The sequence below is a fragment of the Devosia sp. genome, assembly GCF_024707125.1.
In the GTDB taxonomy this organism is placed as follows: domain Bacteria; phylum Pseudomonadota; class Alphaproteobacteria; order Rhizobiales; family Devosiaceae; genus Devosia.
On the sequence record NZ_JANQAH010000009.1, the window covers coordinates 466686 to 491132 of the forward strand.

24 protein-coding genes and 1 pseudogene are annotated in these 24447 nt (G+C 61.8%); 17 read left to right on the forward strand and 8 right to left on the reverse strand.

What is annotated here, in order from left to right; all coding sequences use genetic code 11:
• Together NVV77_RS12325 and NVV77_RS12330 are read right to left on the reverse strand one after the other, a co-directional pair.
• Nucleotides 1-648 (reverse strand): ChrR family anti-sigma-E factor, encoded by a 648-nt coding sequence (locus tag NVV77_RS12325; RefSeq protein WP_295413589.1) that lies wholly within the window; start codon nucleotides 646-648, stop codon nucleotides 1-3.
• The gene (locus tag NVV77_RS12330) at nucleotides 645-1322 is read right to left on the reverse strand and encodes a sigma-70 family RNA polymerase sigma factor (protein WP_295413591.1); all 678 of its coding nucleotides are present in this window, start codon (nucleotides 1320-1322) and stop codon (nucleotides 645-647) included. The genes NVV77_RS12325 and NVV77_RS12330 overlap by 4 nt, the downstream gene beginning before the upstream one ends.
• 134 nt (nucleotides 1323-1456) lie before the next feature.
• Between NVV77_RS12330 and NVV77_RS12335 the strand changes: the two genes are divergently transcribed.
• The 3 genes from NVV77_RS12335 to NVV77_RS12345 are packed head-to-tail and all read left to right on the forward strand — an operon-like array spanning nucleotide 1457 to nucleotide 3814.
• Nucleotides 1457-2797, forward strand: a complete 1341-nt coding sequence (locus tag NVV77_RS12335; RefSeq protein WP_295413594.1) for an FAD-dependent oxidoreductase — start codon at nucleotides 1457-1459, stop codon at nucleotides 2795-2797.
• A complete protein-coding gene (locus NVV77_RS12340) occupies nucleotides 2797-3582 on the forward strand; it encodes a DUF1365 domain-containing protein (RefSeq protein ID WP_295414448.1) in 786 nt (261 codons plus the stop codon). The genes NVV77_RS12335 and NVV77_RS12340 overlap by 1 nt, the downstream gene beginning before the upstream one ends.
• Before the next feature lie 25 nt (nucleotides 3583-3607).
• Complete coding sequence (locus NVV77_RS12345; protein ID WP_295413596.1) at nucleotides 3608-3814, forward strand: CsbD family protein; 207 nt, start codon at nucleotides 3608-3610, stop codon at nucleotides 3812-3814.
• A 58-nt stretch (nucleotides 3815-3872) separates the two neighbouring features.
• Here the strand turns inward: NVV77_RS12345 and lnt are convergent, their stop codons facing one another.
• Nucleotides 3873-5504: an apolipoprotein N-acyltransferase gene (gene lnt, locus NVV77_RS12350; protein ID WP_295413599.1), complete on the reverse strand. Its 1632-nt coding sequence runs from the start codon at nucleotides 5502-5504 to the stop codon at nucleotides 3873-3875.
• Between the two features lie 138 nt (nucleotides 5505-5642).
• On the opposite strand from lnt, the gene tsaB reads away from it, so the two are divergent.
• The 5 genes from tsaB to NVV77_RS12375 all read left to right on the forward strand — a co-directional run bounded on the left by tsaB (nucleotide 5643) and on the right by NVV77_RS12375 (nucleotide 8354).
• On the forward strand, nucleotides 5643-6254 hold the full coding sequence (tsaB, locus tag NVV77_RS12355; RefSeq protein WP_295413602.1) for a tRNA (adenosine(37)-N6)-threonylcarbamoyltransferase complex dimerization subunit type 1 TsaB: 612 nt from the start codon (nucleotides 5643-5645) through the stop codon (nucleotides 6252-6254).
• Nucleotides 6254-6733 (forward strand): ribosomal protein S18-alanine N-acetyltransferase, encoded by a 480-nt coding sequence (rimI, locus tag NVV77_RS12360; RefSeq protein ID WP_295413604.1) that lies wholly within the window; start codon nucleotides 6254-6256, stop codon nucleotides 6731-6733. Before tsaB ends, rimI begins: the two co-directional genes overlap by 1 nt.
• A gap of 90 nt (nucleotides 6734-6823) precedes the next feature.
• The gene (locus NVV77_RS12365; RefSeq protein WP_295414449.1) at nucleotides 6824-7222 is read left to right on the forward strand and encodes a Fur family transcriptional regulator; all 399 of its coding nucleotides are present in this window, start codon (nucleotides 6824-6826) and stop codon (nucleotides 7220-7222) included.
• The gene (locus NVV77_RS12370; protein WP_295413607.1) at nucleotides 7222-8028 is read left to right on the forward strand and encodes a 1-acyl-sn-glycerol-3-phosphate acyltransferase; all 807 of its coding nucleotides are present in this window, start codon (nucleotides 7222-7224) and stop codon (nucleotides 8026-8028) included. The genes NVV77_RS12365 and NVV77_RS12370 overlap by 1 nt, the downstream gene beginning before the upstream one ends.
• Nucleotides 8029-8105: 77 nt before the next feature.
• The gene (locus tag NVV77_RS12375) at nucleotides 8106-8354 is read left to right on the forward strand and encodes a hypothetical protein (RefSeq protein WP_295413609.1); all 249 of its coding nucleotides are present in this window, start codon (nucleotides 8106-8108) and stop codon (nucleotides 8352-8354) included.
• Here NVV77_RS12375 and NVV77_RS12380 read toward each other — a convergent pair.
• The 4 genes and pseudogenes from NVV77_RS12380 to NVV77_RS12395 all read right to left on the reverse strand — a co-directional run bounded on the left by NVV77_RS12380 (nucleotide 8351) and on the right by NVV77_RS12395 (nucleotide 14048).
• Complete coding sequence (locus NVV77_RS12380) at nucleotides 8351-8599, reverse strand: hypothetical protein (protein WP_295413611.1); 249 nt, start codon at nucleotides 8597-8599, stop codon at nucleotides 8351-8353. The genes NVV77_RS12375 and NVV77_RS12380 overlap by 4 nt on opposite strands.
• A 123-nt stretch (nucleotides 8600-8722) precedes the next feature.
• Nucleotides 8723-10031 (reverse strand): annotated as a pseudogene (gene pncB / locus NVV77_RS12385) (nicotinate phosphoribosyltransferase).
• Between the two features lie 114 nt (nucleotides 10032-10145).
• Entirely contained in the window at nucleotides 10146-13064 is a 2919-nt protein-coding gene (locus NVV77_RS12390) for an FAD-binding and (Fe-S)-binding domain-containing protein (RefSeq protein ID WP_295413614.1), read from the reverse strand.
• 63 nt (nucleotides 13065-13127) lie between these two features.
• A complete protein-coding gene (locus NVV77_RS12395; protein WP_295413616.1) occupies nucleotides 13128-14048 on the reverse strand; it encodes a LysR family transcriptional regulator in 921 nt (306 codons plus the stop codon).
• A gap of 436 nt (nucleotides 14049-14484) precedes the next feature.
• On the opposite strand from NVV77_RS12395, the gene NVV77_RS12400 reads away from it, so the two are divergent.
• The 7 genes from NVV77_RS12400 (at nucleotide 14485) to NVV77_RS12430 (ending at nucleotide 21848) form a co-directional block, all read left to right on the forward strand.
• Entirely contained in the window at nucleotides 14485-15777 is a 1293-nt protein-coding gene (locus NVV77_RS12400; protein ID WP_295413619.1) for an extracellular solute-binding protein, read from the forward strand.
• A gap of 160 nt (nucleotides 15778-15937) precedes the next feature.
• The gene (locus tag NVV77_RS12405; RefSeq protein WP_295413621.1) at nucleotides 15938-16879 is read left to right on the forward strand and encodes a carbohydrate ABC transporter permease; all 942 of its coding nucleotides are present in this window, start codon (nucleotides 15938-15940) and stop codon (nucleotides 16877-16879) included.
• Nucleotides 16880-16886: 7 nt separating this feature from the next.
• Nucleotides 16887-17756, forward strand: coding sequence for a carbohydrate ABC transporter permease (locus tag NVV77_RS12410; protein ID WP_295413624.1), 870 nt, complete (start codon nucleotides 16887-16889; stop codon nucleotides 17754-17756).
• Between the two features lie 4 nt (nucleotides 17757-17760).
• Nucleotides 17761-18780, forward strand: coding sequence for a Gfo/Idh/MocA family oxidoreductase (locus NVV77_RS12415; RefSeq protein ID WP_295413627.1), 1020 nt, complete (start codon nucleotides 17761-17763; stop codon nucleotides 18778-18780).
• On the forward strand, nucleotides 18777-19856 hold the full coding sequence (locus tag NVV77_RS12420; RefSeq protein ID WP_295413629.1) for a Gfo/Idh/MocA family oxidoreductase: 1080 nt from the start codon (nucleotides 18777-18779) through the stop codon (nucleotides 19854-19856). Before NVV77_RS12415 ends, NVV77_RS12420 begins: the two co-directional genes overlap by 4 nt.
• A gap of 17 nt (nucleotides 19857-19873) precedes the next feature.
• Nucleotides 19874-20929 (forward strand): ABC transporter ATP-binding protein, encoded by a 1056-nt coding sequence (locus tag NVV77_RS12425; protein WP_295413632.1) that lies wholly within the window; start codon nucleotides 19874-19876, stop codon nucleotides 20927-20929.
• A gap of 106 nt (nucleotides 20930-21035) precedes the next feature.
• Nucleotides 21036-21848 carry an alpha/beta hydrolase gene (locus NVV77_RS12430; RefSeq protein ID WP_295413635.1) on the forward strand — a complete coding sequence of 271 codons (813 nt, stop codon included), beginning with the start codon at nucleotides 21036-21038 and terminating at the stop codon, nucleotides 21846-21848.
• Nucleotides 21849-21935: 87 nt separating this feature from the next.
• Here NVV77_RS12430 and NVV77_RS12435 read toward each other — a convergent pair whose 3' ends face one another.
• Nucleotides 21936-22217 (reverse strand): hypothetical protein, encoded by a 282-nt coding sequence (locus NVV77_RS12435; RefSeq protein ID WP_295413636.1) that lies wholly within the window; start codon nucleotides 22215-22217, stop codon nucleotides 21936-21938.
• A gap of 285 nt (nucleotides 22218-22502) precedes the next feature.
• Between NVV77_RS12435 and NVV77_RS12440 the strand changes: the two genes are divergently transcribed.
• Nucleotides 22503-23090 carry an ABC transporter substrate-binding protein gene (locus NVV77_RS12440; RefSeq protein ID WP_295413637.1) on the forward strand — a complete coding sequence of 196 codons (588 nt, stop codon included), beginning with the start codon at nucleotides 22503-22505 and terminating at the stop codon, nucleotides 23088-23090.
• Nucleotides 23044-24363 carry an ABC transporter substrate-binding protein gene (locus NVV77_RS12445; protein WP_295413639.1) on the forward strand — a complete coding sequence of 440 codons (1320 nt, stop codon included), beginning with the start codon at nucleotides 23044-23046 and terminating at the stop codon, nucleotides 24361-24363. Before NVV77_RS12440 ends, NVV77_RS12445 begins: the two co-directional genes overlap by 47 nt.
• Nucleotides 24364-24447: the final 84 nt, after the last annotated feature.

Below are 24447 nucleotides of genomic sequence, written 5' to 3' on the forward strand. Positions count from 1 at the left end.
TTAAATGCCGAGGAACGGCTGGATGATCCGCATGAAGCGGGAGCGGAATTTTAGCGGCGCGTCGGTGATGGCGAGGCAGATGCAATCTTCCTCGGGATCCGCCACCGGCTGATGCGTCAGCGAGCCATCGGCGTCTTCGAGATCGCCGGGGCCAAAACTGTCGACCTCGTCGTGGAAGCGGCCGGTGAGAACCAGGGTCAATTCGCGGCCCCCATGGGTGTGCTCGGGCACGGGCGTGCCGGCGCCGATGCGCAGGAGCCGGACCTGGGTCTCGTTGTCATTGGTGCGGATGACGATCTGCTTGGCCGTGCCCATGCTGCGCCATTTGAGCGTGTCGAGATCGCCGCCGAGATAGGTGCGGAGGGGTTCGGGCAGAGTGGCCTTGGCTGGACGTTTCACCGGCTCAGCGGCTTCCTGCGGCTCGGAAAGAAGGCGGGCCTTGAGGCGGTCCCAGGAATTTTCGGGACCGGGTTCGGGCGGCAGCTCTTCCAAGAGGGCGCCGGCGGTGGCTTCCGCCACAGCGAGCTTGCGCCGGCATTCGGGGCACATGGCGAGATGACAGGCAACGGCCAGCGACCAGCCTTCGGCAAGGTTGCCCGAGGCATAGGCGAGGAGGAGATCGTCGTTGATGTGATGGCGGATGGTCATTTCAGATCCTCCAGCGCCGTGCGCAGGCGGCCAAAGGCCAGCCTGATGCGCGACTTGACCGTGCCGATCGGCAGGCCGAGCCGTTCGGCAATGGTGCTGTGGGAGGCCTCGTCGAAGAAGGACAATTTGATCAGCTCCACTTGCTCTTTGGGCAGGTTCTTGAGCGCCGCATGCACGGCGGCGCTGTTTTCCTTGGCTTCCATGAGCTTTGGGGCATCGGGTTCGGGGTCGGCGACCAGCGCCGGATCGTCGGGGTCGAAGACCGGCCGGCGCTGGCGCCGCCAGGCATCGATCCAGATATTTCGCGCGATCGTATAGATCCAGGCCGAGGCATGACCGCGCGCGGGGTCGAACTGGCCGGCCTTGCGCCAGATGGCGATCATGGTTTCCTGCATCAGGTCTTCGGAAGCCTGCGCGTCGCGCGTCATCTTGAGGAGATAGGCGCGGATGCGCGGCGAAAACTCGCGGAACAGCGCTTCGAAGGCGACCATGTCGGCCGAGGCGGCAATGGCCACGAGCTTGGTGCTGAGATCGTTGGGGAGGGAGCCGTCTTGATTCTGGTCCGTGGTCATGACCTGCCGGGTTTTGTCCTTGCGGGGCGCAGCACGTTGGGGGCGCATCATCGCCGCGCCATCGTTGCACTTCCCGGTCAGTGGGTAAATTGCCAGTGTCATGCCGCAATCTACGGCGCGATCAAATCCGTGGATCACCGGCGCGACGAAATTTCGCTTGGGCCAAAAATATGAGCCCTGGAGTGATCTAAAATCCTCCGGCACCCGTATCTGCATGAAACAGACGGGACCAGATCATGTTTCATTCCGCGGGTGCCTTTTCCGGACCGCAACCGACGCGCCAGCGGATTGCCGTCATCGGCAGCGGCGTTTCCGGCCTTTCAGCGGCCTGGCTGCTCTCAAAATCCAATGACGTGGTGCTCTACGAAGCGGCGAACTATGTCGGTGGCCATGCCAATACCGTGGATGTGCCCGGGACGGGGCCGGTCGATACCGGCTTCATCGTCTACAATGACCGGAACTATCCCAATTTTGTCGCCATGATGCGCCATCTCGAGGTCGAGAGCGTATCGACGGAAATGTCGTTTTCGGCCTCACTGGATCAAGGCACGTTCGAATATTGCGGCGAGGGGCTTGCCGGCATGCTGGCGCAGCGCCGCAATGCGTTTCGCCCGCGCTTCTGGGCGTTGCTGCGCGATCTCATCCGCTTTTATCGCGAAGCGCCTTCCGTGCTCGAGCGGCCGGATATGCATGGCATGACGCTTGACGAATACTTGCGGGCGCAACGCTATTCGCGCTCCTTTGTCGACGATCACCTGCTCCCCATGGCCGCGGCCATCTGGTCGTCCTCGGCCAATGACATACGCTCCTATCCGCTGCTTGCCTTTGTGCGCTTTTTCGAAAGTCATGGCCTGCTTCTCCTGACAGCGCGACCGCTCTGGCGCACGGTGAAGGGCGGCAGCCGGGTCTATATCAATGCGCTGCTGAAACAGTTTTCGGGCGAGGTGCGCTTGTCGTCGCCGGTCGCAAAAGTCTTCCGCGATGCGAGTGGTGTCACCGTGCGGGATCGGAACGGTCATGAAGATCGGTTCGACCGTATCCTGATCGCCACCCACGCCGATCAGGCGCTGGCCATGCTCGACGAGCCGGCGAGGGATGAGCGCGAGCTGCTGGGCGCGTTTGAGTACACCAGGAATCTCGCCGTGCTGCATGCCGATGCGAGCTATATGCCGCGCCGCAAGAAGGTCTGGTGCTGCTGGAACTATATCTCGTCGACCGCCACAGAGGGCCCGCTTTGTGTCTCCTACTGGATGAACAAGCTGCAGCATCTGGAAGGGCGCGATCTCTTTGTGACCCTTAATCCGCCCGAAAGTCCTCGCGAGGAAATCGCCCGGTTCGAATATACGCACCCGCTTTTCGACGCCAAGGCGATCGCCGCGCAGGAAAACCTCTGGCGCATCCAGGGCTACAAAAACACCTGGTATTGCGGCGCCCATTTTGGCCGCGGGTTTCACGAGGATGGCCTGCAGGCCGGGCTTGCCGCCGCCGAGGATATGGGGGCGCTGCCGCGTCCCTGGATCGTGCCAGATCCCTCCGGCCGCATTACCCTGGCCCCGCTCGCGAGCCTCGTTGCGTGATGACGGGCTCGGCCATCTATGTCGGGGAGGTGGTGCATCAACGGCACCGGCCGAAGCGGCATAGGCTGCGCTATCGCGTGTTTTCGATCCTGATAGATCTCGACGAGCTGCCGGAACTCGATTGCCTGAAATACTTCGGCTGGGATCGAAGGGCGTTGTTTGCCTTTAACTCGACAGATCACGGGCAGGGCCAGGGCCTGCGGGAGTGGGCCACGGCGCAGTTGCGGGAGGCGGGCCTGCCCGCGCCAGCACGAATTCGACTGCTCTGCTATCCGCGCATTCTCGGCTATGTCTTCAATCCGCTCAGCGTCTGGTTTTGCGATGACATCAGCGGCAAACCGATCGCCACGATCTACGAAGTGCACAATACTTTTGGCGAGCGCCACACATACGTGCTGCCTGTCGGTGGTAAACAGGAAGCCGACAAGGAATTTTATGTGTCGCCATTCATTGGTCTCGACTGCCGCTACCAGTTCAAGATCGTGCCGCCAGAAGAGCGCGTTCGCATTGCCATCAATGAAACCGAGGCGGGTGAACCGCTGCTCTATGCCGCCTTTTCCGGCACACGCCGCGACTTCACTGACGCGAACCTTCTAAAACTGTTTTTCAGCCATCCGCTGATGACCTTGAAAGTGACCGCCGGCATCCATTGGGAAGCCTTGCGGCTGCTGCTCAAGGGCGTTCGCGTGCATGGTCATGTGCCCAAGGACGAGATCAGCGCGGCACGCTCACAGAGGCGCGAGGCCGATCACGTTTCGGAACCTGTTCCTCTGTCCAGGGATTAGCCCTTCATAACCAAAGGAGCTTTTCATGGACTGGAACCGCGTTGAAGGTAACTGGAAGCAGGTCTCGGGCAAGGTCAAGGAGCAGTGGGGCAAGCTCACTGACGATGATCTGACCGAGATCAACGGCAAACGCGAGCAGCTCGAAGGCAAGATTCAGGAGCGCTACGGCAAGGCCAAGGACGAGGTCCGCAAGGATATCGACACCTGGTATGACCGTCAGACCTGGCACTAAAGCCGGACTGTCGTTTGCAAAAAAAGAAGCCCCGGTTTTCCGGGGCTTTTTTGTTTCGCTACTCCGGCAGTTTCCGGCGTCCGCGCCGCGAGGCGACGAAGCCGATGAGGATGCCGGCGATGATGGCGATGGCGAGCGGATAGTGCCGCAGCTGGGCAAAGATGGTTGGGGCAAGGCGCTGGTGCGGGCGCACGTCGAGCGCCGCCATTTGCCCGGGCACCAACTGCGCTGTCACTCGCCCAAGTGGGTCAGTGGCGAAGGTCAGACCGGTATTGGCGGCGCGGAGGAGGCTCATGCCTTCCTCGACGGCGCGGAGGCGCGCGTGATGGGCGTGCTGGGCCGGGCCGATGGAGCCATCGAACCAGGCGTCATTGGTCACATTGAGAATGAACTGGGCATTGGCGGTGTCGCCGAGATCGCCCGAGAACAGCACTTCGTAGCAGATCAGCGCGAGGAAGGCCGGGGTCCCCGGCAATTCCATCAGTCGACGGCGCGCATCGCCATGCGACCAGCCATCGGCGCCGGGCACGAACTGCTTGATGCCCACGCGGGAAAGAATGTCCTGGAACGGCAGGTATTCGCCGAAGGGGACGAGGTGGGACTTGTCGTAGCTGGCGATGATTTCGCCATCGGTATTGATGGCGACGAGCGAATTATAGGGCGCGCCTCGCGGCGCTTCGCCGTCGAGCCCAAAAATCTGACGTGGGACGCCGGCGAGCAGCGTGGCGTTTTCGGGCAGCATGCGGGCGATGCGCGCCAAAGCGTCGGGATAGGTTTCGAGGAAGAAGGGGACGCTCGATTCGGGCCAGACGAGATGGGTGATATCGGCAAGGCCCTGATCGGTCGGGTCCATGCGCATGTCCGAAAGCATGAGCAGGCGATCGATCAGCGCCACCGGGTCGACATTGCCGAAATCGGCATGCTCATAGACCATGGGCTGGACGAGGCGCATGGCGACGTCCTGCCGCTCGGTGGAAACGGTGCCGGAGAGGCGGTTCCAGCCATAGGCCAATTGCCCGGCAATGACGGCGAGGGCGAGGAAGAATGGAAAGAGCCGGCGGCTCATCGGGCGGTCGTCGGCGGGCCAGATCAGGGCCGGCGTCATGGCGAGGAGCGGGGCGAGGAAGGTCAGGCCGTAGACCCCGATCACCGAGGCCAATTGCATGAGTTCGTCGGTGCCGGTCAGCGCATAGCCGAGGAGATCGAAGGGGAAGCCGGTGAGCACATGGCCACGGGCAAACTCGGCGACGGCCAGGAACGACGAGAGCGTGACGATGCGCGCGGCGCCGTGGCTCCAGAAGAGATGGGCCAGGGCGCTGGCAAGGCCCCAGAAGAGGGCGATCAAGGCCGCGAGAGCGGCGATGGCGAAGGGCATGAGGGCCAGCATAAAACCGCCATCGACGAAGAAGGCGGCGCCCAGCCAATGGAAGGCGACGAGGAAATAGCCCCAGCCGAAGGCAAAGCCGATGGTGAAGGCGGGCCCAAAGATTCGCCGGAACCAGTTGCGCTTGCGCTCGGCGCCATCGAGCGCCCAGACCCAGATGGGCATGGCGACAAAGAGCGCGGGCAAGACGAAGAACGGCGGCACCGAGAGGCCGGCGACGGCACCGGCCACAAGCAGGATGCAAAAGCGCTGCCAGCCATGGCTGAGCATGGTGGTTTCGGCCAGCCAGGTCACGGGCTTGATCATGATGGGGGCAGACGCGAATCACGGCACATGCCGGGGAAGGTCGCCCCGAGGGAGGGGGGGCGTCAAGGCAGTGGACTCAGGCTCGCGCTGGCGTTACGAGCCAGAATGCCCGAACGTCGCTGTCGACGAGGAGCGAGAATGACGACACCGCCCATCACCCTGGCCATCGATACTGCCGCGCCGCGCCTGCAATTGGCCGTCTTGCGGGCAGATGGTGCGACCGATGTCAGCGTGGATGATATCGCGACGGGTCATGCCGAAATCTTGTTCGATCGCCTCGCAGTTCTGCTGGCGCGCAATGGTCTTGGTCATGCCGATGTGGAGCGGATTGCTGTCACGACCGGGCCAGGCTCGTTCACCGGGCTGCGCATCGGCCTTTCCGCGGCGCGCGGATTGGGGCTGGCGCGAAAGCTGCCTGTGCTTGGGATTCCCAGCCTGCTTTCCCTGTCACTGGGCGTGGATTCGGGGCCCGTGACCGTCTTGCTCGATGCGCGCCGAGGCGAGGCCTATTTTCAGGCTTTTTCGGCGCCGGGCATTGCCGAGACGGAGCCGATGCTGCTGCCCCTCGAGGAGGCGCGCGGCCGTGTTGTGCCGGGTGTGACGCTGATTGAGCAGCCCTTTGTCGATCTGGCCGCCATGGTGCGCTTTGCCGGGTCGGCTGATCCGCTTTTGTATCCGCCACACGCTGCCTATATCCGCGATGCCGACGCAAAACCGCAGGATGCGGCTAAAATTCCGAGGCGGGTGTGATGGACAAGCTCTGGATGGCCCCGCATGGGCTGCATATCGAACCGGCCGAACTGAAGGACGCGCAGCGCCTCGCGCAATTGCATGCGCAGGGCTTTTTCCGCGGCTGGCCGGTCGCTGATTTTCTGGGGTTTCTCGATGACAAATCGACACCCACTTATGTCGCCTGTGACGCCAAGCGCCGTATTGCCGGCTTTGCGCTGATCCGGCTCGTGGCCGATGAAAGCGAACTTCTCACCATCGCGGTCGATCCCAAATGGCGCGGCAAGGGGGTTGGCAGGGCGCTGCTCGACGCAGTCTTTGCCGACCTGATGATGTCGCCGGCGCGAAAAATGTTCCTCGAAGTCGACGAGCAGAACCAACCGGCCATCAAACTCTACAAAAAGCTTGGCTTCTCGACGGTTTCATCGCGAAAGGGCTACTATGCCAAGGCCGATGGCAGTGCGGCCACTGCGCTTGTCATGACGCGCGATCTTGGGTAACCCGATGCCGAAACCGGCTAGGCAAGGAGACATGGCTTGAGCAAGACGCCGTCCGATCCGACCCTGGAGGAAGCCTGCGTAGCGCGCGGCATGCGCATGACCGACCAGCGCCGCGTCATCGCGCGCGTGATCGAGGAAAGCTCCGATCATCCTGATGTCGAAGAGCTTTATCGTCGCGCCTCGGCCACCGATCCCAGAATTTCGCTGTCGACCGTCTACCGCACCGTCAACCTTTTCGAGGAAGCCGGGCTCGTCACCAAGCACGATTTCAAGGATGGCCGCGCCCGGTTCGAACTGATTCCCGACGAGCATCATGACCATCTGATCGACATCCGGTCGGGCACGGTCATCGAGTTCCGCAACGAGGAAATCGAAGCCATTCAGGAAGTGATCGCCAAGCGGCTGGGATACCGCCTCGTCGACCATCGCCTCGAACTCTACGCTGTGCCGCTGACGGACAAGGCGGGCAGCAAGGACAAGTCCGAATAATGATCCGCCGCTGCCTGTTTTTCATTTTTCTCTTTGTGCCCTTCCTGCTGGTGGTGATTCCGAGCCAGGCCCTGATCGTCGCGCTGAAACTGCCATTCTGGCCGGTGCTGCCGCAGCTCTTCCACAAAATGGGGTGTCTGTTCCTGGGCCTGCGGGTGACCGTCATCGGTACGCCGGCCAAGGGAAGGCCGACGCTGCTGGTCTCCAACCACATTTCCTGGACCGACATCATTGCCATCGGCTCGGCCGCGCCGGTGACCTTCGTGGCCAAGCAGGAAATCGCCAAATGGCCCTTCGTGAGCATGATGGCGAAGCTGCAAAAGACCATTTTCGTCGACCGCACCCGCCGCTCCGGCACGGGGCGCACCGCTGAAGCCATGGGCAGGCACATGGCGGACGGCAATGCCGTGGTGCTGTTTGCCGAAGGCCAGTCCGATATCGGCACCCATGTGCTGCCGTTCCGCTCGGCCCTGGTGGGCGCGGCCCAGCACGCCATGGAGGCAGCGGGCGCCACGGAAGTGAACATCCAGCCCCTTACCGTCGCCTATACAAAACTCCACGGCCTGCCCATCAGCCGCAATGAGCGGTCGCTGGTCGCCTGGATCAAGTCCAAGTCGGTCAAGCAGAACATCATGGAAATTCTCTCGGGGCCGATGAAGGACGTGACCGTCGCCTTCGGTACGCCGCAGGTTTTGGCCCATGGTGCCGACCGCAAGGTCGTCACCAAGGCCGCCGAGCACGAGGTGCGCGCCATGCTGGTGGCGCTCAATCGCGACCTGCCGCTGCCGGTATCCGCGCAAGTTTAGGCATTAGGCTTAACGCCGGGCTTTGCTTCGGAATTAACGCTTCGTTAGCTATGTTGGCCTCGTTCAAGGAGGCCGACATGGATTGGCAAATTATCGCTATCGCGCTGATTGCGGCGGTCACCCTTTTTGCCTTCGTGCGCAGCGAGAAGCGGCAGAAACTTGCCGCACTATCAGCCCAGGCCCGTCATTTCGCGACGGCTCCCGCCTATCGCCACCGGGCGTCGGGCACTGTTGCGCCGGCCCCGGCCTATATTCCGATGGGCCTTTCGCCCTCGGATCGCATGTTTTTGCAGTCCATCGCCAGGACGGCGCGGCCGAAGGACTAATCCGCCAGCCGCGCCTTCAATCGCCCGACGATTTTGGCCGCCTTCACCATGAGGGCGAGGTCGATGTCGCCCTCGTCCATGCCATCCTCCCGCTCGATCCAGGCGGGGATGAGCAATTCGTGCCGCTGTTCGCGGCCATCGATCGTTTCCGTAAGGACCGCTTTCACCTTGCCCGTCACCCGATTGGCAAGCCGCGGGTGGTCGTGGCGCTCGAAGAGGGCGATGTCGATCAGTTCAAGACTCATATTCGGCTCCATGGGAGCCCCCATTGCCGAAACTGGCCCTAGTTGGTTCATGAGGCATTAATGCGCCGACCCGCTCATGGTTTCTCCACAAGCGGGTTTCTTCACGGCATTGATGTCAGGGGATCAGACGCGGACGGCGTGCTCCACGCGGCCGGCATCGCCGAAGACGCTGATATAGCGCTCGATTTCGTTCTTTTCGCCCGTCGCCTTGGCCGGGTTGTCCGAAAGCTTTACCGCCGGACGGCCATTGGCCTCGCTGACCTTGGCGACGATGGAAATCGGATCGAGGCCGGGATTGGGTGCGGGCGCGCAGCCCTCGAAGTCATTGGTGAGATTGGTGCCCCAGCCAAAGCTCATGCGCACGCGACCGTCGAAATGAAGATAGGCCTCCTCGATCATGTCGACATCGAGCCCGTCGGAAAAGATCAGCAGCTTTTCGCGTGGGTCGCGGCCGCGGCTCTCCCAGAACTTTATGATCTCGCTCGCCGCCTTCGATGGCCGGCGCGCTATCGGGGCGGAAGCCGGTCCAGTCGGCGACCCAGTCGGGCGCATCGCGGAGGAAGGCATCGGTGCCAAAGGCGTCGGGGAGGACGATGAGCAGGTTCCCGCCATAATAGCTCTTCCAATCCTGCAGCACGCGATAGGGCGCCTCGCGCAGCTCGTCGTCGGAACGCGCCAGGGCCGCCAGCACCATGGGCAATTCATGGGCATTGGTGCCCAGCGCCTCGAGGTCGGTGTCCATGGCGAGCTTCACATTGGAGGTGCCGGTGAAATTTTCCCCGATCCCCTCCTTGAGCGCTTCCACGCACCAGCGCTGCCAGAGGAAGGAGTGGCGGCGGCGGGTGCCGAAATCGGAAATTTTGAGGTCCGGCAGCTTTTGCAGCCGCTCGACCTTTTCCCACATTTTTGCTTTGGCGCGGGCATAGAGGACGTCGAGGGTGAAAGGGCCGTAGCTCTTCATCGCGGCGCGGCTGCGCAACTCGTTGATGATGGCGAGGGCCGGGATTTCCCACATCGAGGTTTCGACCCAGAGGCCGGGGAATTCGAGCACGAACTGCCCGTCGCGCTTTTCCAGCCGATATTCGGGGAGCTGGAAATTTTCGAGCCAGCGCAGGAACCCGGGCTGGAAAATCTGCTTGGAGCCATAGAAGGTGTTACCGGCCAGCCAGATCATCTCTTTCTTGCTGACGCGAAGAGTGCGGCAATGGTCGAGCTGGGCGCGCAGCTCGTCGATGTCGATTTCTTCGGCGAGGCGCACCGATTTGGTGCGGTTGATCAGCGAGAAGGTGGCATCGACCTTGGGATAGAGCCCCCAGATCATCTGCAGCATGAGGAGCTTGTAAAAGTCCGTGTCGAGCAGGCTGCGGATGATCGGATCGAGCTTCCAGGTGTGGTTGTAAACTCGCCGCGCAATATCGGTATAGGTAGCCATCTCGTCCCCACTTCGCGACGCGTCTTGTAGCGCGGCTCGGGTTGGCTTGAAAAGCCGCGGATGCCTCGGGGCGTCCAGTGTGGCCCCGGCTTGGCGCCGGGGCCCTGTTCGAGTTCAGGGCCGGCTGGCCCATTCGAGAAGGCTCGCAAGGCTCACGAAGGGGATTTCGGCCCTTTCGGTGAGGCCCGAGGCGCAGGTCGAGACGGTGGAGACGCCCAGCGTGCAATTGTCCGGAATGTCATTGCCGACGCGGCGGGTCGCGTGGGCATTGAGTTCGGGCAGGAACAGGCCCTTGTCCCCGGCATAGCCGCAGCAGGTGATCGAGGAGAGCACGGCGAGCTTTTCGGCGCAGGCAGCCGCAACGGCTTCCGTCGCCGGCTGTTCGGCAAGGCGTTGCGCCGAGCAATTGTGATGCACCGCGACCACCGGCAGTTTTTGGGTGATCGCCAGTTTTGGCAGCACGTGGGTGACGAGGAATTGCGCCGAATCGGCAACCGGCGCGTCGCCGGGGAATTCCTTCAAATGCTTGGCGCAGGTGGAGGCGTCGGTGACGACATTGAGCCGACCGGCATCGGACAGGGTGGACAGCTCGGCTTTCAGCGCCTTGCCGACTTCGGCGGCCTGTTCGGGAAAACCCTTCGACTGGAAGGGTTGGCCGCAACATTGGCCCGTCAGGTGGTCGGGCACGATGACGTCGTAGCCGGCGCGCTCGAGGAGAGCCATCATGGCGGCGGGCGTGTCGAGCAGGTCATGCTCGGTTGTCGGCGCACCGAACATGCGGCTGGGGCAGGCGGGGAAGTAGACGATCTGCGGCCTTGCGCTCTGGGCGATGGGCACCGGGAAGCCGGTTTTGCGTGGGTCTTGCCGCGTGTCGCGGGAGCGCGGTGCGCCCGGGCCGTGATGGAGGGCACGGGAAACGCGGGGCACGCGCTTGCCGGTGAGGCGGCGCGCGGTTTCGGTGATGGCTTCGACGGCCGGGGCCGGAATGATCGTGCGGGCCGCGTCGGCAAAGGCGACGCCGCCGCGCATGGCGCGTTCCACTGTGCCGCGATGATCGGCGGCGAGGCGGGCGACCGTATGGGCCGTGCCGCCACGGCGGCGGGCGCGTTCGCCCAGGATGAGGGTACCGGTTTCGATGCCGACGGGGCAGCGTAGCGAGCAGAGGTTGCAGGCCGCACAAGTATCCATGCCGGCATATTGGAAATCGGCTTCAAAGCGGGCGAGCCGCGCGGGATCTTCGCCCGATGCACGCAGGCGGGCGCGTTCACGGGTGACGGCGATACGCTGGCGCGGGGTCAGCGTCATGTGGTGGCTGGGGCAGGCCGGCTCGCAGAAACCGCATTCGATGCAGAGGTCGACGATTTCGTCGGCCAGCGGCATGAGTTTGAGGTTCTTGACGTGCACCTTGGGGTCGTCATTGAGCAGCACGCCGGGATTGAGCAGGCGCTCCGGGTCAAAGAGCGCCTTGATGCGATGCATGATCGCATAGGCTTTTGAGCCCCATTCGGCCTCGACAAAGGGGGCAATGGCGCGGCCGGTGCCGTGCTCGGCCTTCAAGGAGCCGCCATAACGCAGCGAGACGAGGGTGCTGAGCTCCTGGTTGAAGACGTCGAACTTTTCCGCCGCGCCGGGTTTGGAAAAATCGTCGCCCATCTGGAAGTGAAGATTGCCGGCGAGGGCGTGGCCGAAAATGACGGCATCGGTATAGCCGTGATCGTCGAGCATGGTGCGCAGGTCAACGACGAATTCAGCGAGCTTTTCGATCGGGGCGGCAACGTCCTCGGTGAGCATGATCGTGCCCTTGGGGCGCGCAGCGCCGGCCGAGGTGAAAAAGCCCTTTCTTATGTCCCAAAGGGCGTGGCTGCGATGCTCGTCCGTCGAGAGATCGATATGGGTCGCGCCATGGCGGGCGAGGAGCGCATTGGCTTTCGCCACTTCCATTTCGAGAGTGGCGGCATCGGGGGCCGTGACGTCGATCAGCACGGCCGGGGAATTTTCCGTCAGCCGGGGCAGCAGCGGGGCCATGGGCGCGAGATGTTCGACGGTGGCGAGGGCGCGGCGCTCGATATATTCGGCGGCGGTGACGCCGGTAGTGACCTGCACGCCGCCATTGGCCATTTCAATGATGGCGCGGCCGGCCGATTGCGGATCGGGGAAGGGGATCAGCCCGGTGGCCTTGAACGGGTGCTCGGGCACGGTGTTGTAGGTGACTTCCGAAACGAAGCCGAGCGTGCCTTCCGAGCCCACCATCAGGTGGATGAGAATATCGAGCGGGTCGTGATAATCGACGAGCGCATTGAGCGAATAGCCCACTGTGTTCTTGATCCGGTATTTGTGCCGGATCAGGGCGACGAGTTCTTCGTCAGCCATGACGTCGTGATGCAGCTGGTGGAGACCTGACAGCATCTTGCCATGCGAGGCACGGAACGCGTCGCGGCTGGCGGCATCACCGGAATCAAGCATGGTGCCGTCGGTAAGCACGATCCGCAGGCGAGCCATGGTGTGATAGGTGTTTTGCGCGACACCGCAGCACATGCCGGACGAGTTATTGTTGACGACGCCGCCGATCTTGCAGGTCGCCTGGCTCGCCGGATCCGGCCCGATCTTTTTGTTATGCGGCTTCAGCGCCCTATTGGCTTCGGCGACGATGATGGCCGGCCCCAGAGTGATCCTGTCGGCGCCCGGCTGGATGTCGAGCCTGCGCCAGCCATCGCCCAGAACGGCAAGAACGCCATCGGTAACGGCCTGACCTGACAGGGACGTGCCGGCGGCGCGGAAGGTGACGGGCAGGCCCTCGGCGCGGGCGGCCTTGAAGACCTCGCGCACATCGTCTTCGGAATTGACGAAGACGACCACGGCGGGGATCAGCCGATAGGAACTGGCATCGCCGCTCCAGGCATAGGTCATCAGCGGATCGGTATGGATGGCGCCGCTGACCAGGGATTTGAGGCGTGCGGCAACGCGCTCGCCAGCGGCGAGGCGATCGGGTGTGGGGGCTGTAGGCTGGATCGAAAAGAGAGGGGCTTGCTGCATGGCGATGAAGCTAACATGTTAGTTTTTGCGGCGCGAGAGCGATTGGCGCCGATGTGATGCCTTTCAGAGCGGCGGCAGCGTGGTCGCGGCGGCGGCGCTGATGCGCGCGATCAGGTCTTCGACGCGCTCTTCGCCGCGCCTTTCCTTGAGCACATAAATGCCGGCGACATTGATGCGCGGCGGCTCCGACTGTTCCACCTCGAAAAGGCCGCTTTTGGTGAAGGCGTCGCGCATCACATGTGTGTGTGTCAGAACGGCTTCGGTGGCGAGGGCATAGTCGATGCAGGCGGCGAGCGAGTTCGAGCGGAAGGCATAGTGGGTGCGGTCGAAAACCGTTTCGACCCGCGTGCGCCGTCGCGAAATATCGAAGAAGCGCTCGTGCCGGCTCTCGGCCAGCGAGCTGATGATCTGCGGATATTCGTTGATCTCGGCGCGATTGCGCGGAACACCGAGAAGCGGGTGTCCCTGGTGGACGAAATGGGCATTGTAGACCCGGCTCAAGGGGATGAAATCGGTGCCGATGCTGGGATTGAGCCCGTCAATTTCATGCGCGAGGAAAAGCGAAATATCGCCTGAGAGCATCTGGTCGAGAAGGCGCAGTTGATTGCCGAGGCTAACCTGCACGGGGGCCTTGGGAAATTCGAGCTGATAGTCGATGACCAGATCCTTGAGAAACATGGCCCACCACGAATAGCCCGAGCCCACCGTGAGCCCCCTTTCAGTGCCGCGCTGCTGGTCGGCAATGGCGCTGAGCGTATTGTCATAGAGCCGGTTCATCAGCCGCGCATTTTCATAGAGCGTTTCGCCATAGCGGGTCAGCCGCACGCCGCGCGAGGAGCGCTCGAAAAGCGGTGCACCAATGGTCTCCTCAAGTTTGCGCATGTTGAAGGTGAGGGTGGGCTGGGTAATGAGCAGCGTCGTAGCGCCGCCGCTGAGCGAGCCGGCATCGGCAACAGCCAGGAACTGGGTGAGCAACTTGTCCAAAACGGCCTCCTCGGCGTGCTGCTATAGATTTGCTCTATAATATGCCGGGCAATTTTGTAGTTTTCCAGCAGACGATTTTGCGCCACTGTGCGTCAACGACAAAGGCCCCGGCGAGACAGCGCGATGCGCGCCGCCACTGGGCAAACCGGGAGGACAGCGCCAGGACGAATCGCGCGGCAACAGCTGCCACGGCGCGCTTCAGTCGCAAAAAATCTTCCATACAAGGATTGTTGCTCCGCGGCGGGGTCCTATGGTAAGGGGTAACTGGCTGGTTATTTGTGAAGAGAGGTTGGACGCAGAGCGTCAGTCACAGAGGTGTTGACAATGCGCTTGATCTGCTCACTGTAGTAACCGGTTGGTGATTTAGCGACGGGGAGGTCGCTGGTTCAATTTGCTCCGGAAGGCTGGAGCCTCAACTGTTCATGGGAGGAAACACATGACTTTTCGTATGGATCGCCGTCAGTTCCTGATGGGAACTTCGGCTCTTATGGCTGCCGGTGTCGCCGGCATCAGCCCCGCCTGGGCCCAGGCCGCCAATATGCGCCTGATCTTCTGGGGCGGCCAGGGCCGCGCCGATCGCACTTTTGGCGTCACCGATCTCTTTGAGACGGCAACGGGCAACAAGATCGAAGGCGAATTCCTCGCCTGGAACGATTACTGGCCCAAGCTTGCCACCCAGACTGCCGGCGGCAACGCCCCCGACATCATCCAGATGGACTACCGCTACATCGTTGAATACGCCAAGCGTAACGCCATTGCCCCGCTCGACGAATTCGTCGGCGGCGCTTTGAAGCTGGACGGCTTCGACGAAGACCAGCTCGAAGGCGGCAAGGTCGACGGCAAGCTCTATGGCATCTCGCTCGGCGCGAACTCGGTGGCGACCCTGGTCAACACCGTGGCCTTCGAGGAAGCCGGCGTCGAGCCCCCGACCAATGACTGGACGCTCGACGACATCATGACCAAGGGTGAAGCCTTCGCAAAGGCCAATATCCGCAATGGCATGAAGATGATGTCGGACGGCTCCTATACCGAGCCCATGCTCGACAACTGGCTGCGCCAGAAGGGCCTTGCGCTCTATACCGCTGACGGCAAGCTCGGCTTCGGCGCCGACGAAATGACCGAGTGGTTCAACCTCTGGAAGACCTTCCGCGATGCCGGCGTCATCGTTGCCCCGGATGCGCAGGCCCTCGACACCGGTCCGCTCGAAACCACCATGCTCGTTTCGGGCAAGTCGGCTCTGATGCCGTCGAACTCGAACCAGCTCGTCGGCTTCCAGGCTCTCGTGCCCGACAAGCTCGACATGGTCGGCTATCCGCGTCTTGCGGCTGGCGTTGGCGGCGGTCACTACCGCAAGCCCTCGATGTTCTTCTCGGTCTCGGGCACCTCTGCGGCCAAGGAAAAGGCTGCCGAATTCCTCAGCTTCTTCATCTCGGATCCGGAATCGGCAAAAATTCTCGGCGTCGAGCGTGGCATTCCCTGCCTGCCCGAAACCCGTGAAATCGTTGCCCCGACCCTCGATGAAGCCAACCAGATCGCGCTGAACTTCGTGGCGAACCTGGGCGACCTCCTCGGCAAGCTGCCGCCGCCGCCGCCGGCCGCCGCCGGTGAAATCGACCTCTCGCTGCTGCGCGTCATCGGCCAGGAAGTGGCCTTCGGCGCCCGTACGCCGGAAGATGCCGGTCCGTACTTCGTCTCCGAAGCCACGGCCATTCTCGAACGCGCGAGCTGATCTCTCGCAAAAGCCACGCGCCCCATTGGGGTGCGTGGCCGATTTTCGGTTTCAAGGGCCGCTGCGCTGCACGGGAATGCCCTTGCACAGTGACACCGGCCGCTACCGGCCCTGCCCTTGTATGACCAGGTGACGAGCGCCTGGGGAGGACGAGCTAAGCATGACAATGCAACACGTCGCGACGTCGTCGCCGACAGAGGTGGAAAAGCCTTCCGTCTGGCGACGCATCTGGCAACAGGATGCCCCCGGCTACCTGTTCCTCCTGCCCTGGTTCATCGGCTTTTTCGGGCTGACGCTCGGGCCGATGATCTCCTCGCTCTATCTGAGCTTTACCCATTTCGACCTGTTGACGGCGCCCCGCTGGGCCGGCGTCGACAACTATGTCCGCATGTTCACCAATGACCCGAAATTCGCCGCCTCCATGCGGGTGACGATGTTCTTCGTGGTCTTCTCGGTGCCGCTGAAGCTTGCTTTCGCGCTTGGCGTCGCCCTGCTGCTCAATCGCGGCATGAAGGGTCTCACCCTCTATCGCTCGCTGTTCTATCTGCCGAGCCTTCTGGGCGCTTCGGTCGCCATTGCCATTCTCTGGCGCCAGATCTTTGCCGCCGATGGTCTCGTCAACAAGTTCCTCTCCCTCTTCGGCATTATCGGGCCGAGCTGGATTTCGAACCCCAATTATTCGCTCTGGACGCTGATCGTGCTCTCGATCTGGCAGTTCGGCTCGCCCATGATCATTTTCCTCGCTGGCTTGCGCCAGATTCCGCAGGACATGTATGAGGCCGCTTCCCTTGATGGCGCCAGCAAATGGCGCCAGTTCTGGAAGATCACCCTGCCGCTGCTGACGCCGGTCGTCTTCTTCAACGCGATTATTCAGACGATTGAGGCCTTCAAGAGCTTTACGCCGGCCTTCATCATCTCGGGCGGCACGGGCAATCCGATCAATTCGACCCTGTTCTACACCCTCTATCTCTACCAGGAGGCGTTCGGCTTCTTCCGCATGGGCTATGCCTCGGCTCTGGCCTGGGTGCTGCTGGCGCTGGTCGCCGTCTTTACCGCCTTCTCGTTCCTCACCTCGAAATATTGGGTGCACTACGATGACTGATGCCCCCATGAAATTGACCGTTGTCGGCGCCGAAGCCCCGATCTGGCGCAAGCGCCTCCTGTCGGTGGTGAGCCATGGGTTGCTGATCGGTGCATCGATCCTGATGCTCTATCCGCTGCTCTGGATGCTCGCGGCCTCCTTCCGGCCGGAAAACGAGATTTTTACCTCGGCCAGCATCATCCCCTCCTCCTGGAGCATCGATGCCTATATCCGCGGCTGGAACGGGCTGAGGACGTCTTTCTCGGTCTTCTTCACCAATAGCTTCATCATCTCGACCCTGTCGGTGATCGGCAATGTCTTTGCCTGTTCGCTGGCCGCCTATGCCTTTGCCCGCCTCGAATTCCGCGGTCGCAAGATCTGGTTCGCGCTGATGCTGATGACGCTGATGCTGCCCTATCAGGTGACGTTGATCCCGCAATATGTGCTGTTCCGCCAGCTCGGCTGGGTCGACACCTTCCTGCCGCTGGTCGTGCCCCGCTTCCTCGCGGCCGATGCCTTCTTCATCTTCCTCATGGTGCAGTTCTTCCGCGGCATTCCGCGCGAACTGGATGAAGCTGCGATGATGGACGGCGCCGGACCCTGGCGCATCTATTGGAAGATCATGCTGCCGCTCTCGACCCCGGTCCTGGCGACGGCTGCCATCTTCACCTTCATCTGGACCTGGGACGACTTCTTCGGCCCCCTGATCTACCTCAACCGGATGAGCGACTACACGGTGATGCTCGGCCTCCGCACTTTTACGGACTCCACCGGCATGTCGGACTATGGCGGGCTCTTCGCCATGAGCGTCCTCTCCATCGTGCCGATCTTCCTCTTCTTCCTTGTTTTCCAGCGCCTGCTCATCGAGGGCATCGCGACTACCGGTATGAAGCGTTAAGCCTATGTCAGACTTGAAATTCGCCGCCATCGGCATCAACCACGCGCACATCTATGGGCAGGTCGACTGTCTCAAGCGCGCGGGCGCCCAGTTTGTCGCCTTCCACGCCGTGGAAGACGACCTGGCCGCCACGTTTGGCGCCAAATATCCGGAAGCCAAGCGTGTTTCCGATCCGCGCGCTATTCTGGAAGACGCGTCCATCCAGATCGTCGTGACTGCCGCCATTCCCGGCGATCGCGCCGATATCTGCCTTGCCGCCATGCGCCACGGCAAGGACGTGCTGACCGACAAGCCGGGCATGACTACCCTCGCCCAGCTTGACGAGATCAAGCGCGTGCAGAAGGAAACGGGCCGCATCTTCTCCGTGCTCTATTCCGAGCATTTTGAAGTGCCCGCCACCGTCGAAGCCGGCAACCTCATCGCCAAGGGCGCCATCGGCGAGGTGATCAATACCGTGGGCCTTGGGCCGCACTCGCTGCGCCTCAACAACCGTCCGGACTGGTTTTTCACCCGCAATCGCTATGGCGGCATCCTCACCGATATCGCCAGCCACCAATTTGAACAGTTCCTGTTCTTCTCGAATGCCAATGATGGCGATGTGACCTCTTCGAGCGTCTACAATCGCAACCATCCCCACCGCCCGGGCCTGCAGGATGTGGGCGACGCCCATGTGCGCACCGAACGCACGACCGGCTATATCCGCGTCGACTGGTTCACGCCGGAAGGCCTGCCCACCTGGGGCGACGGGCGCCTGACCATTTTGGGCACCGAGGGCTATATCGAGCTCAGGAAATATGTCGACATCGCCGGCCGTCCCGGTGAGGACCACCTGTTCCTCGTCGACAAGAAAGGCGTGCAGCATATCGACTGTTCGCAGGTCGACCTGCCTTTCGGCCGCCAGTTCCTCGATGACGTCAGGAACCGCACCGAGACCGCCATGCCGCAGGAACGTTGCTACAATGCCATGAAGATGGCGCTGACTGCCCAGGCCAAGGCCGAACAGGGTACGGAGTGGGTGAAATGAGCCGCGTTCTTAACGTCGCCGTCGTCGGTTGCGGCATTGGCCGTTCGCACATCGTCGAGGGCTATCTGCCCAACTCGGATAAATTCAAGGTTCTGGCGCTCTGCGATCTCGATCCCGAGCGCCTTGCCAAGATCGGCGATGAATTCGGCGTCGAACGCCGCATCACCAATTTCGACGACCTCCTCACCATGGACGATATTGACGTGATCGACGTCTGCACCCCGCCGGGCGTGCATTTCTCCATGGTCACCAAGGCGCTTGCCGCCGGCAAGCATGTCGTCTGCGAAAAGCCGCTGGTCGGTTCGCTCCAGCAGATCGACGAGATCGTCGAAGCCGAAAAGTCTGCCAAGGGCAAGCTGATGCCGGTGTTCCAGTATCGCTTCGGCGATGGCATCGAGCAGGCCAAGAAAATCATCGATGCCGGCATTGCCGGAAAACCCTATGCCGGCACGGTCGAAACCATGTGGCGCCGCGAGGCCCCCTATTATGCGGTGCCCTGGCGCGGCAAGTGGAAGACCGAACTGGGCGGCGTGCTCATGGGCCATGCCATCCACCCGCATGACATTTTTACTTACCTGATGGGCGACATTTCGCGGGTCTTTGGTCGCGTGGCGACGCGCGTCAACCCAATCGAAGTGGAAGACACGATCTCCGCTTCGCTTGAAATGAAGAGCGGGGCGCTGGCGAGCCTGACGGCGACTTTGGGTTCGGTGGATGAAATCACCCGTATCCGTCTGCAGTTCGAAAACGTCACCATCGAGAGCGACCACGCCCCCTATAATCCGGGCAAGGAGCTCTGGAAAATCCTGCCGCGCAATGACGAGGTGAAAGCCAAGATCGATGCGCTGCTGGCCAATTGGCAGCATGTGCCGAGCCGCTTCCAGACGCAGATGGCGCGGTTCTACGATGCCATCGACGGCAAGATCCCGCTGCCGGTGACCTCAGCCGACTCGCGTCGCTCGCTTGAACTGGTGACGGCCTTCTATCATTCCTCTTCCACCCACCAGGAGGTCGTTCTGCCCCTGGGCCCCGACCACCCGCTCTACCAGAGCTGGGTTCCGGCCGAGTTCCGGTAAGATTTAGGAGAACACCCATGGCGACCAGCATTCAACTCCGCCAGATCAAGAAATCCTACGGCGACGTGGCCGTGATCCATGGCGTTGATCTCAATATCGAACCCGGTGATTTCACCGTCTTCGTCGGCCCCTCGGGCTGCGGGAAATCCACGCTATTGCGTATGATTGCCGGGCTGGAGCCGATCACCGGCGGTGATCTGATCATCGATGGTCAGCGCATGAACGAGGTCCCGGCGGCCAAGCGCGGCATCGCCATGGTCTTTCAGTCCTATGCGCTCTATCCGCATATGAGCGTTTACCAGAACCTGGCTTTCGGTCTCGAAACGGCAAAGATGCCCAAGGCCGAGATCGACAGCCGCGTGCAGCGTGCCGCAGCGATCCTGAAAATCGAACCGCTGCTGAAACGCAAACCCAAGCAGCTTTCCGGCGGCCAGCGCCAGCGCGTCGCCATTGGTCGCGCCATCGTGCGCGAACCCAAGATTTTCCTCTTCGACGAGCCGCTGTCCAACCTCGACGCCGAACTGCGCGTCGCCATGCGCGTGGAAATCGCAAAACTGCACAATGATCTGGGTAACACCATGATCTACGTGACCCACGACCAGGTCGAAGCCATGACCATGGCCGACAAGATCGTGGTGCTGCGGGCCGGCATCATCGAGCAGGCCGGCGCCCCGCTCGAGCTCTATAACAATCCGCGCAACCTCTTCGTCGCCGGCTTCATCGGCTCGCCGAAGATGAATTTCCTCACCGCCACCGGTGATGGCGAGACGGTCAAGACCGCGAGCGGTTCGCTGCCGCTTGGCCGTTCCGCGACCGGCACGGCGACGCTGGGCGTTCGTCCCGAGCACATCACCATTGTTGAAGGCTCGGGCGCCAAGTTTGCCGACCTGCGCGTCGATCTCGTCGAAAATCTCGGCGGCCAGACGGTGGTCTATGCGACCACCACCGACGGCCAGGCCCTGACCGTCGTGCTCGAAGGCCAGCGTCACGTCGAACTGGGCTCGACCGTCCCGGCCTATATCGATCCGGCCAAGGCGCATGTGTTCAATGCCGAAGGCATTGCCATCCGCTAACATCTGCCGTCATCGGAGAAATACCGTGTGATCCCCGCGCAAGCGGGGATTTCCGTTTTGGCGGCTGCCTCCCTCGTGCATAGTGGCCCCACGAGGAGGATTTCGCATGCCGCAGGTTGTTTCCAAGGATGGCGTCACCATCGGCTATGACGTGACCGGCAACGGGCCGGCCATAATCCTCGTGGCCGGTGCCACCCAGTATCGGGCGGTGGACCGGGTGACCCCGATACTGATCGGCCTTCTGGCGCAGCATTTTACCGTCATCAGTTTCGACCGGCGCGGTCGCGGCGACTCGAGCGATCAATGGCCCTATGCCGTGGCGCGAGAAGTGGAGGATATCGCCGCCCTGCTTGAGGTTGCAGGCGGCGAGGCCTTTGTCTTCGGCATGTCTTCGGGCGCCGTGCTGGCTCTGGAAGCCGCGGCTGCCATGCCCCGCAAGATCAAGGGTCTGGCGCTCTATGAACCGCCGATCGATCCCAACAGGTCCAGCGACACCTATCGCGACGAGCACCAGCGGATGGCCATGCAGGCAGCCCAGGGTCGCGCCGCCGAGATGATGAGCGATTTTCTCCTCGACGTCGGCATGCCCGAGGAGGCGCTGGATGGGTTCAAGGCGAGCCCTGCCTGGCCGGCCTTTGCCGCCGTCGGCCTGACCCTGGAACACGACTACCGCATTCTCGCCGATGCCCGCGCCGGCGAGACACCGCCCGAGCGCTGGCAGAACGCCATCATGCCGGTGCTGGTGCTCGACGGAGACAAGAGTTTTCACTTCATGGCGGCGGGAGCCGATTGGGTGGCATCTGGCCTCCACAATGTCGAGCGCATTACCCTGGCCGATCAGAGCCACGAATATGACCCCAATATTCTCGCGCCGTTGCTGACCGTGTTTTTCCAGCGCGGTTCGGTCCAGGTTCACTAGGCGGATTTTTTGCCGCTTGGCCGACGGGAACACCAGACCCCTCGCCGTCTGGCCTATGCGCCGACCTTTCCAACGGGGGCGAAAGGCTCATCCCGACGGAAAAACGCGGGCAAAGCAGCCCGGGGTGGCGAGTTGTAACAATTTTTCGAATTTTCTTGTCTTTCGCCTGATGCGGAAAATTTGCGGATTTTGTGGTTTTCGGATCATTCCTGCGCGGTTCTGATCGCCTTGCTGGTCATCGCTGCCTGTTAACTCATTGGCATGGTTGGGTATGAGGGGGAAATGGTGCTGCGCATCGAGTCCTCCATGGGGCGAGTTTGACTGGATTTGACGCAGCTCGACGCCTGTAGCGCGTGGTTTGAAGGCCATTGACAAGCTCGGGTTCCGTACATAATCGTTAGTAATCGCAAGAAATCGAAAATAACAAAACGATCTTGCGGCCGCTGCGGGAGCGCGCGGGAGGATACGGAAAGTTTTATGGCCAGACTGGTCGCGCCCGGAATGCACCCGGCGCGCGAGGCTGAAAACGCGTCCCTACTTCCCTAAGCGCCTCGCGTTTCGTGGGTTGACCGGCTGGAGGGCTGGCGACCGGCAAAGGAGGAAAATATGGTTCGGCTTGGCCGTTCTTTGATGGCGTCTGTCCTTGGCGTCATGTTGACCACTACCGCATTTGCGCAAGGCGCCATGACCGATGTCGGCACGCCGCGCAGCGAAACGCTGATCGTGCAGACCTTCGATGGTCGTGCCGCCAACGCGTCCGCCCAGAACCCGATGAACTCCTATGCCATCTGGCGCGGTTTCCGCGAGCTTGGCTGGAGCTGGCTGTGGGAAATGGACACCGCCACCGGCGAATCCTATCCCGAACTCGCCGCCGGCCCCGTGGAAGTGCTCAATGACGAGCATACCCAGTTCCGCGTCAAACTGCGCGAAGGCGTCTACTGGAGCGACGGCGTCGAATTCACCGCTGACGACGTCATCTACTCGCTCGATACCTACACAAAATATCGCAGCCAGCTTGGCCGCGTGGCCGTGGTCGCCAATTTCGTCAAGAGCTGGAAGCAGGTCGACAAATATACGTTCGAGGTGGAAACCTCCCGTCCGTCCTTCGATTTCCAGACGGTGATGGGCGTCTATACCTGGGGCAGCCAGTTCGTCATCGTGCCCAAGCACATTTTTCGAGCCCCAGGGCGACCAGGTGGTCACCTTCCAGAACACCAATGCGGTGACCCTCGGGCCCTATAAGATCAAGGAATTCGACCCCAACGGCGCCTGGCAGCTTTGGGAGCTGCGCGAAGACTGGGAACGCTCCGGCTGGGGTAATCTCGGCCAGCCCAAGCCAAAATTCGTGCTCTACAAGGATTTTGGTGCCGAAGAGACGCGCGCTTTGGCCTTCGTGCAGAACCAGTATGACGTCGACACGTTCATGAGCCCGGACTCGATCCAGGCCGCCAAGGGTCGCAATCCCAATATCGAAAGCTTCTCCCCGACCTTCCCCTATCACGACATGAACGACGCCTGTTCCTATGGCGTCTATATCAACCTGCAGAAGGCGCCCTACGACAAGCCCGAAGTCCGCTGGGCCCTGGCGCTGGCGCTCAACATGCAGCAGGTCGGCATTTCCTCGATGAGCGGCCAGTTCAAGGCCGGCGCCTTGCCACTGGCAGATACCCCGATCACCGGCCCGCTCTATTATGAACCGCTCCAGTCCTGGCTCGAAGAGCTGACGCTGGCCGATGGCTACAAGCCCTACAACACCAATTTTGGTGCTGAACTGAGCGATGCACTGGCAGCGCAGGGCGTCGATGCCTCGCAACTGCCGACGGGCGATGCGGTGGAAAAAGGCTTCGGCATGGGGTGGTGGAAGCACGACCCGGCCCAGGCAGCAAAGCTGCTGGAATCGGTGGGCATGAAGAAGGGTGCCGATGGGTTCTTTGCGCTTGAAGACGGCTCGCCCTGGGTGATCGAATTCGTCATCCCCGGCGACTGGAACAAGGTCATCCAGCGCATCGGTTTCTCGATTGCCGATAGCTGGCGCCAGGCCGGGTTCAACATCAATACCCGCCAGGTGGACAATGGCGAATGGACCACGGTCCAGAACACCAATGCCCGCAACGAGCTGATGATCAACTGGGGGCAGTCGTGCACCTATAACGTCAACTGGCAGAATTCCTGGCGCCAGTTCGATGCCAAATATGTGCTGCCGGTCGACTCGACCGACGCGCTCAACGGCAACATCATGCGCGTCACCGACCAGCGCATCTTCGACATCGTGGCCGATAGTGCGCAGCTGCCGACCGACGATCCGCAATTCCTCGCCAATGGCCAGGACATTGCAAAATACCTGACGGAAGACATGCAGATGATCAATCTCATGAACATTCCGACCACGATCCCGACCAACAAGACCTATTGGACCAACTTCCCCAAGCAGGACAACTTCTACGCTGCGCCCTACACCTGGTGGAGTTCCTTCAAGAAGACGGTCGTGTCGATCGAGCCGACCGGCCAGCAATAAGCGACTTGCGGGGCGGCCAATGTCCTCCTGGCTGCCCCGCTTCTTCTCTCTCGGTCACGTCGATTGGGTTCTCCCAACCTCGAT

Excerpts from the sequence above, each read along its gene's own strand:
- NVV77_RS12375 (WP_295413609.1), top strand. The coding sequence starts at position 8,106 with ATGGATTGGCAAATTATCGCTATCGCGCTGATTGCGGCGGTCACCCTT.
- NVV77_RS12335 (WP_295413594.1), top strand. The coding sequence starts at position 1,457 with ATGTTTCATTCCGCGGGTGCCTTTTCCGGACCGCAACCGACGCGCCAG.
- tsaB (WP_295413602.1), top strand. The coding sequence starts at position 5,643 with ATGACGACACCGCCCATCACCCTGGCCATCGATACTGCCGCGCCGCGC.
- rimI (WP_295413604.1), top strand. The coding sequence starts at position 6,254 with ATGGACAAGCTCTGGATGGCCCCGCATGGGCTGCATATCGAACCGGCC.
- NVV77_RS12365 (WP_295414449.1), top strand. The coding sequence starts at position 6,824 with ATGCGCATGACCGACCAGCGCCGCGTCATCGCGCGCGTGATCGAGGAA.
- NVV77_RS12410 (WP_295413624.1), top strand. The coding sequence starts at position 16,887 with ATGAAATTGACCGTTGTCGGCGCCGAAGCCCCGATCTGGCGCAAGCGC.
- NVV77_RS12425 (WP_295413632.1), top strand. The coding sequence starts at position 19,874 with ATGGCGACCAGCATTCAACTCCGCCAGATCAAGAAATCCTACGGCGAC.
- NVV77_RS12370 (WP_295413607.1), top strand. The coding sequence starts at position 7,222 with ATGATCCGCCGCTGCCTGTTTTTCATTTTTCTCTTTGTGCCCTTCCTG.
- lnt (WP_295413599.1), bottom strand. The coding sequence starts at position 5,504 with ATGATCAAGCCCGTGACCTGGCTGGCCGAAACCACCATGCTCAGCCAT.
- NVV77_RS12405 (WP_295413621.1), top strand. The coding sequence starts at position 15,938 with ATGACAATGCAACACGTCGCGACGTCGTCGCCGACAGAGGTGGAAAAG.
- NVV77_RS12420 (WP_295413629.1), top strand. The coding sequence starts at position 18,777 with ATGAGCCGCGTTCTTAACGTCGCCGTCGTCGGTTGCGGCATTGGCCGT.
- NVV77_RS12415 (WP_295413627.1), top strand. The coding sequence starts at position 17,761 with ATGTCAGACTTGAAATTCGCCGCCATCGGCATCAACCACGCGCACATC.
- NVV77_RS12325 (WP_295413589.1), bottom strand. The coding sequence starts at position 648 with ATGACCATCCGCCATCACATCAACGACGATCTCCTCCTCGCCTATGCC.
- NVV77_RS12345 (WP_295413596.1), top strand. The coding sequence starts at position 3,608 with ATGGACTGGAACCGCGTTGAAGGTAACTGGAAGCAGGTCTCGGGCAAG.
- NVV77_RS12390 (WP_295413614.1), bottom strand. The coding sequence starts at position 13,064 with ATGCAGCAAGCCCCTCTCTTTTCGATCCAGCCTACAGCCCCCACACCC.
- NVV77_RS12400 (WP_295413619.1), top strand. The coding sequence starts at position 14,485 with ATGACTTTTCGTATGGATCGCCGTCAGTTCCTGATGGGAACTTCGGCT.
- NVV77_RS12340 (WP_295414448.1), top strand. The coding sequence starts at position 2,797 with ATGACGGGCTCGGCCATCTATGTCGGGGAGGTGGTGCATCAACGGCAC.
- NVV77_RS12435 (WP_295413636.1), bottom strand. The coding sequence starts at position 22,217 with ATGGCCTTCAAACCACGCGCTACAGGCGTCGAGCTGCGTCAAATCCAG.
- NVV77_RS12430 (WP_295413635.1), top strand. The coding sequence starts at position 21,036 with ATGCCGCAGGTTGTTTCCAAGGATGGCGTCACCATCGGCTATGACGTG.
- NVV77_RS12330 (WP_295413591.1), bottom strand. The coding sequence starts at position 1,322 with ATGACACTGGCAATTTACCCACTGACCGGGAAGTGCAACGATGGCGCG.
- NVV77_RS12380 (WP_295413611.1), bottom strand. The coding sequence starts at position 8,599 with ATGAGTCTTGAACTGATCGACATCGCCCTCTTCGAGCGCCACGACCAC.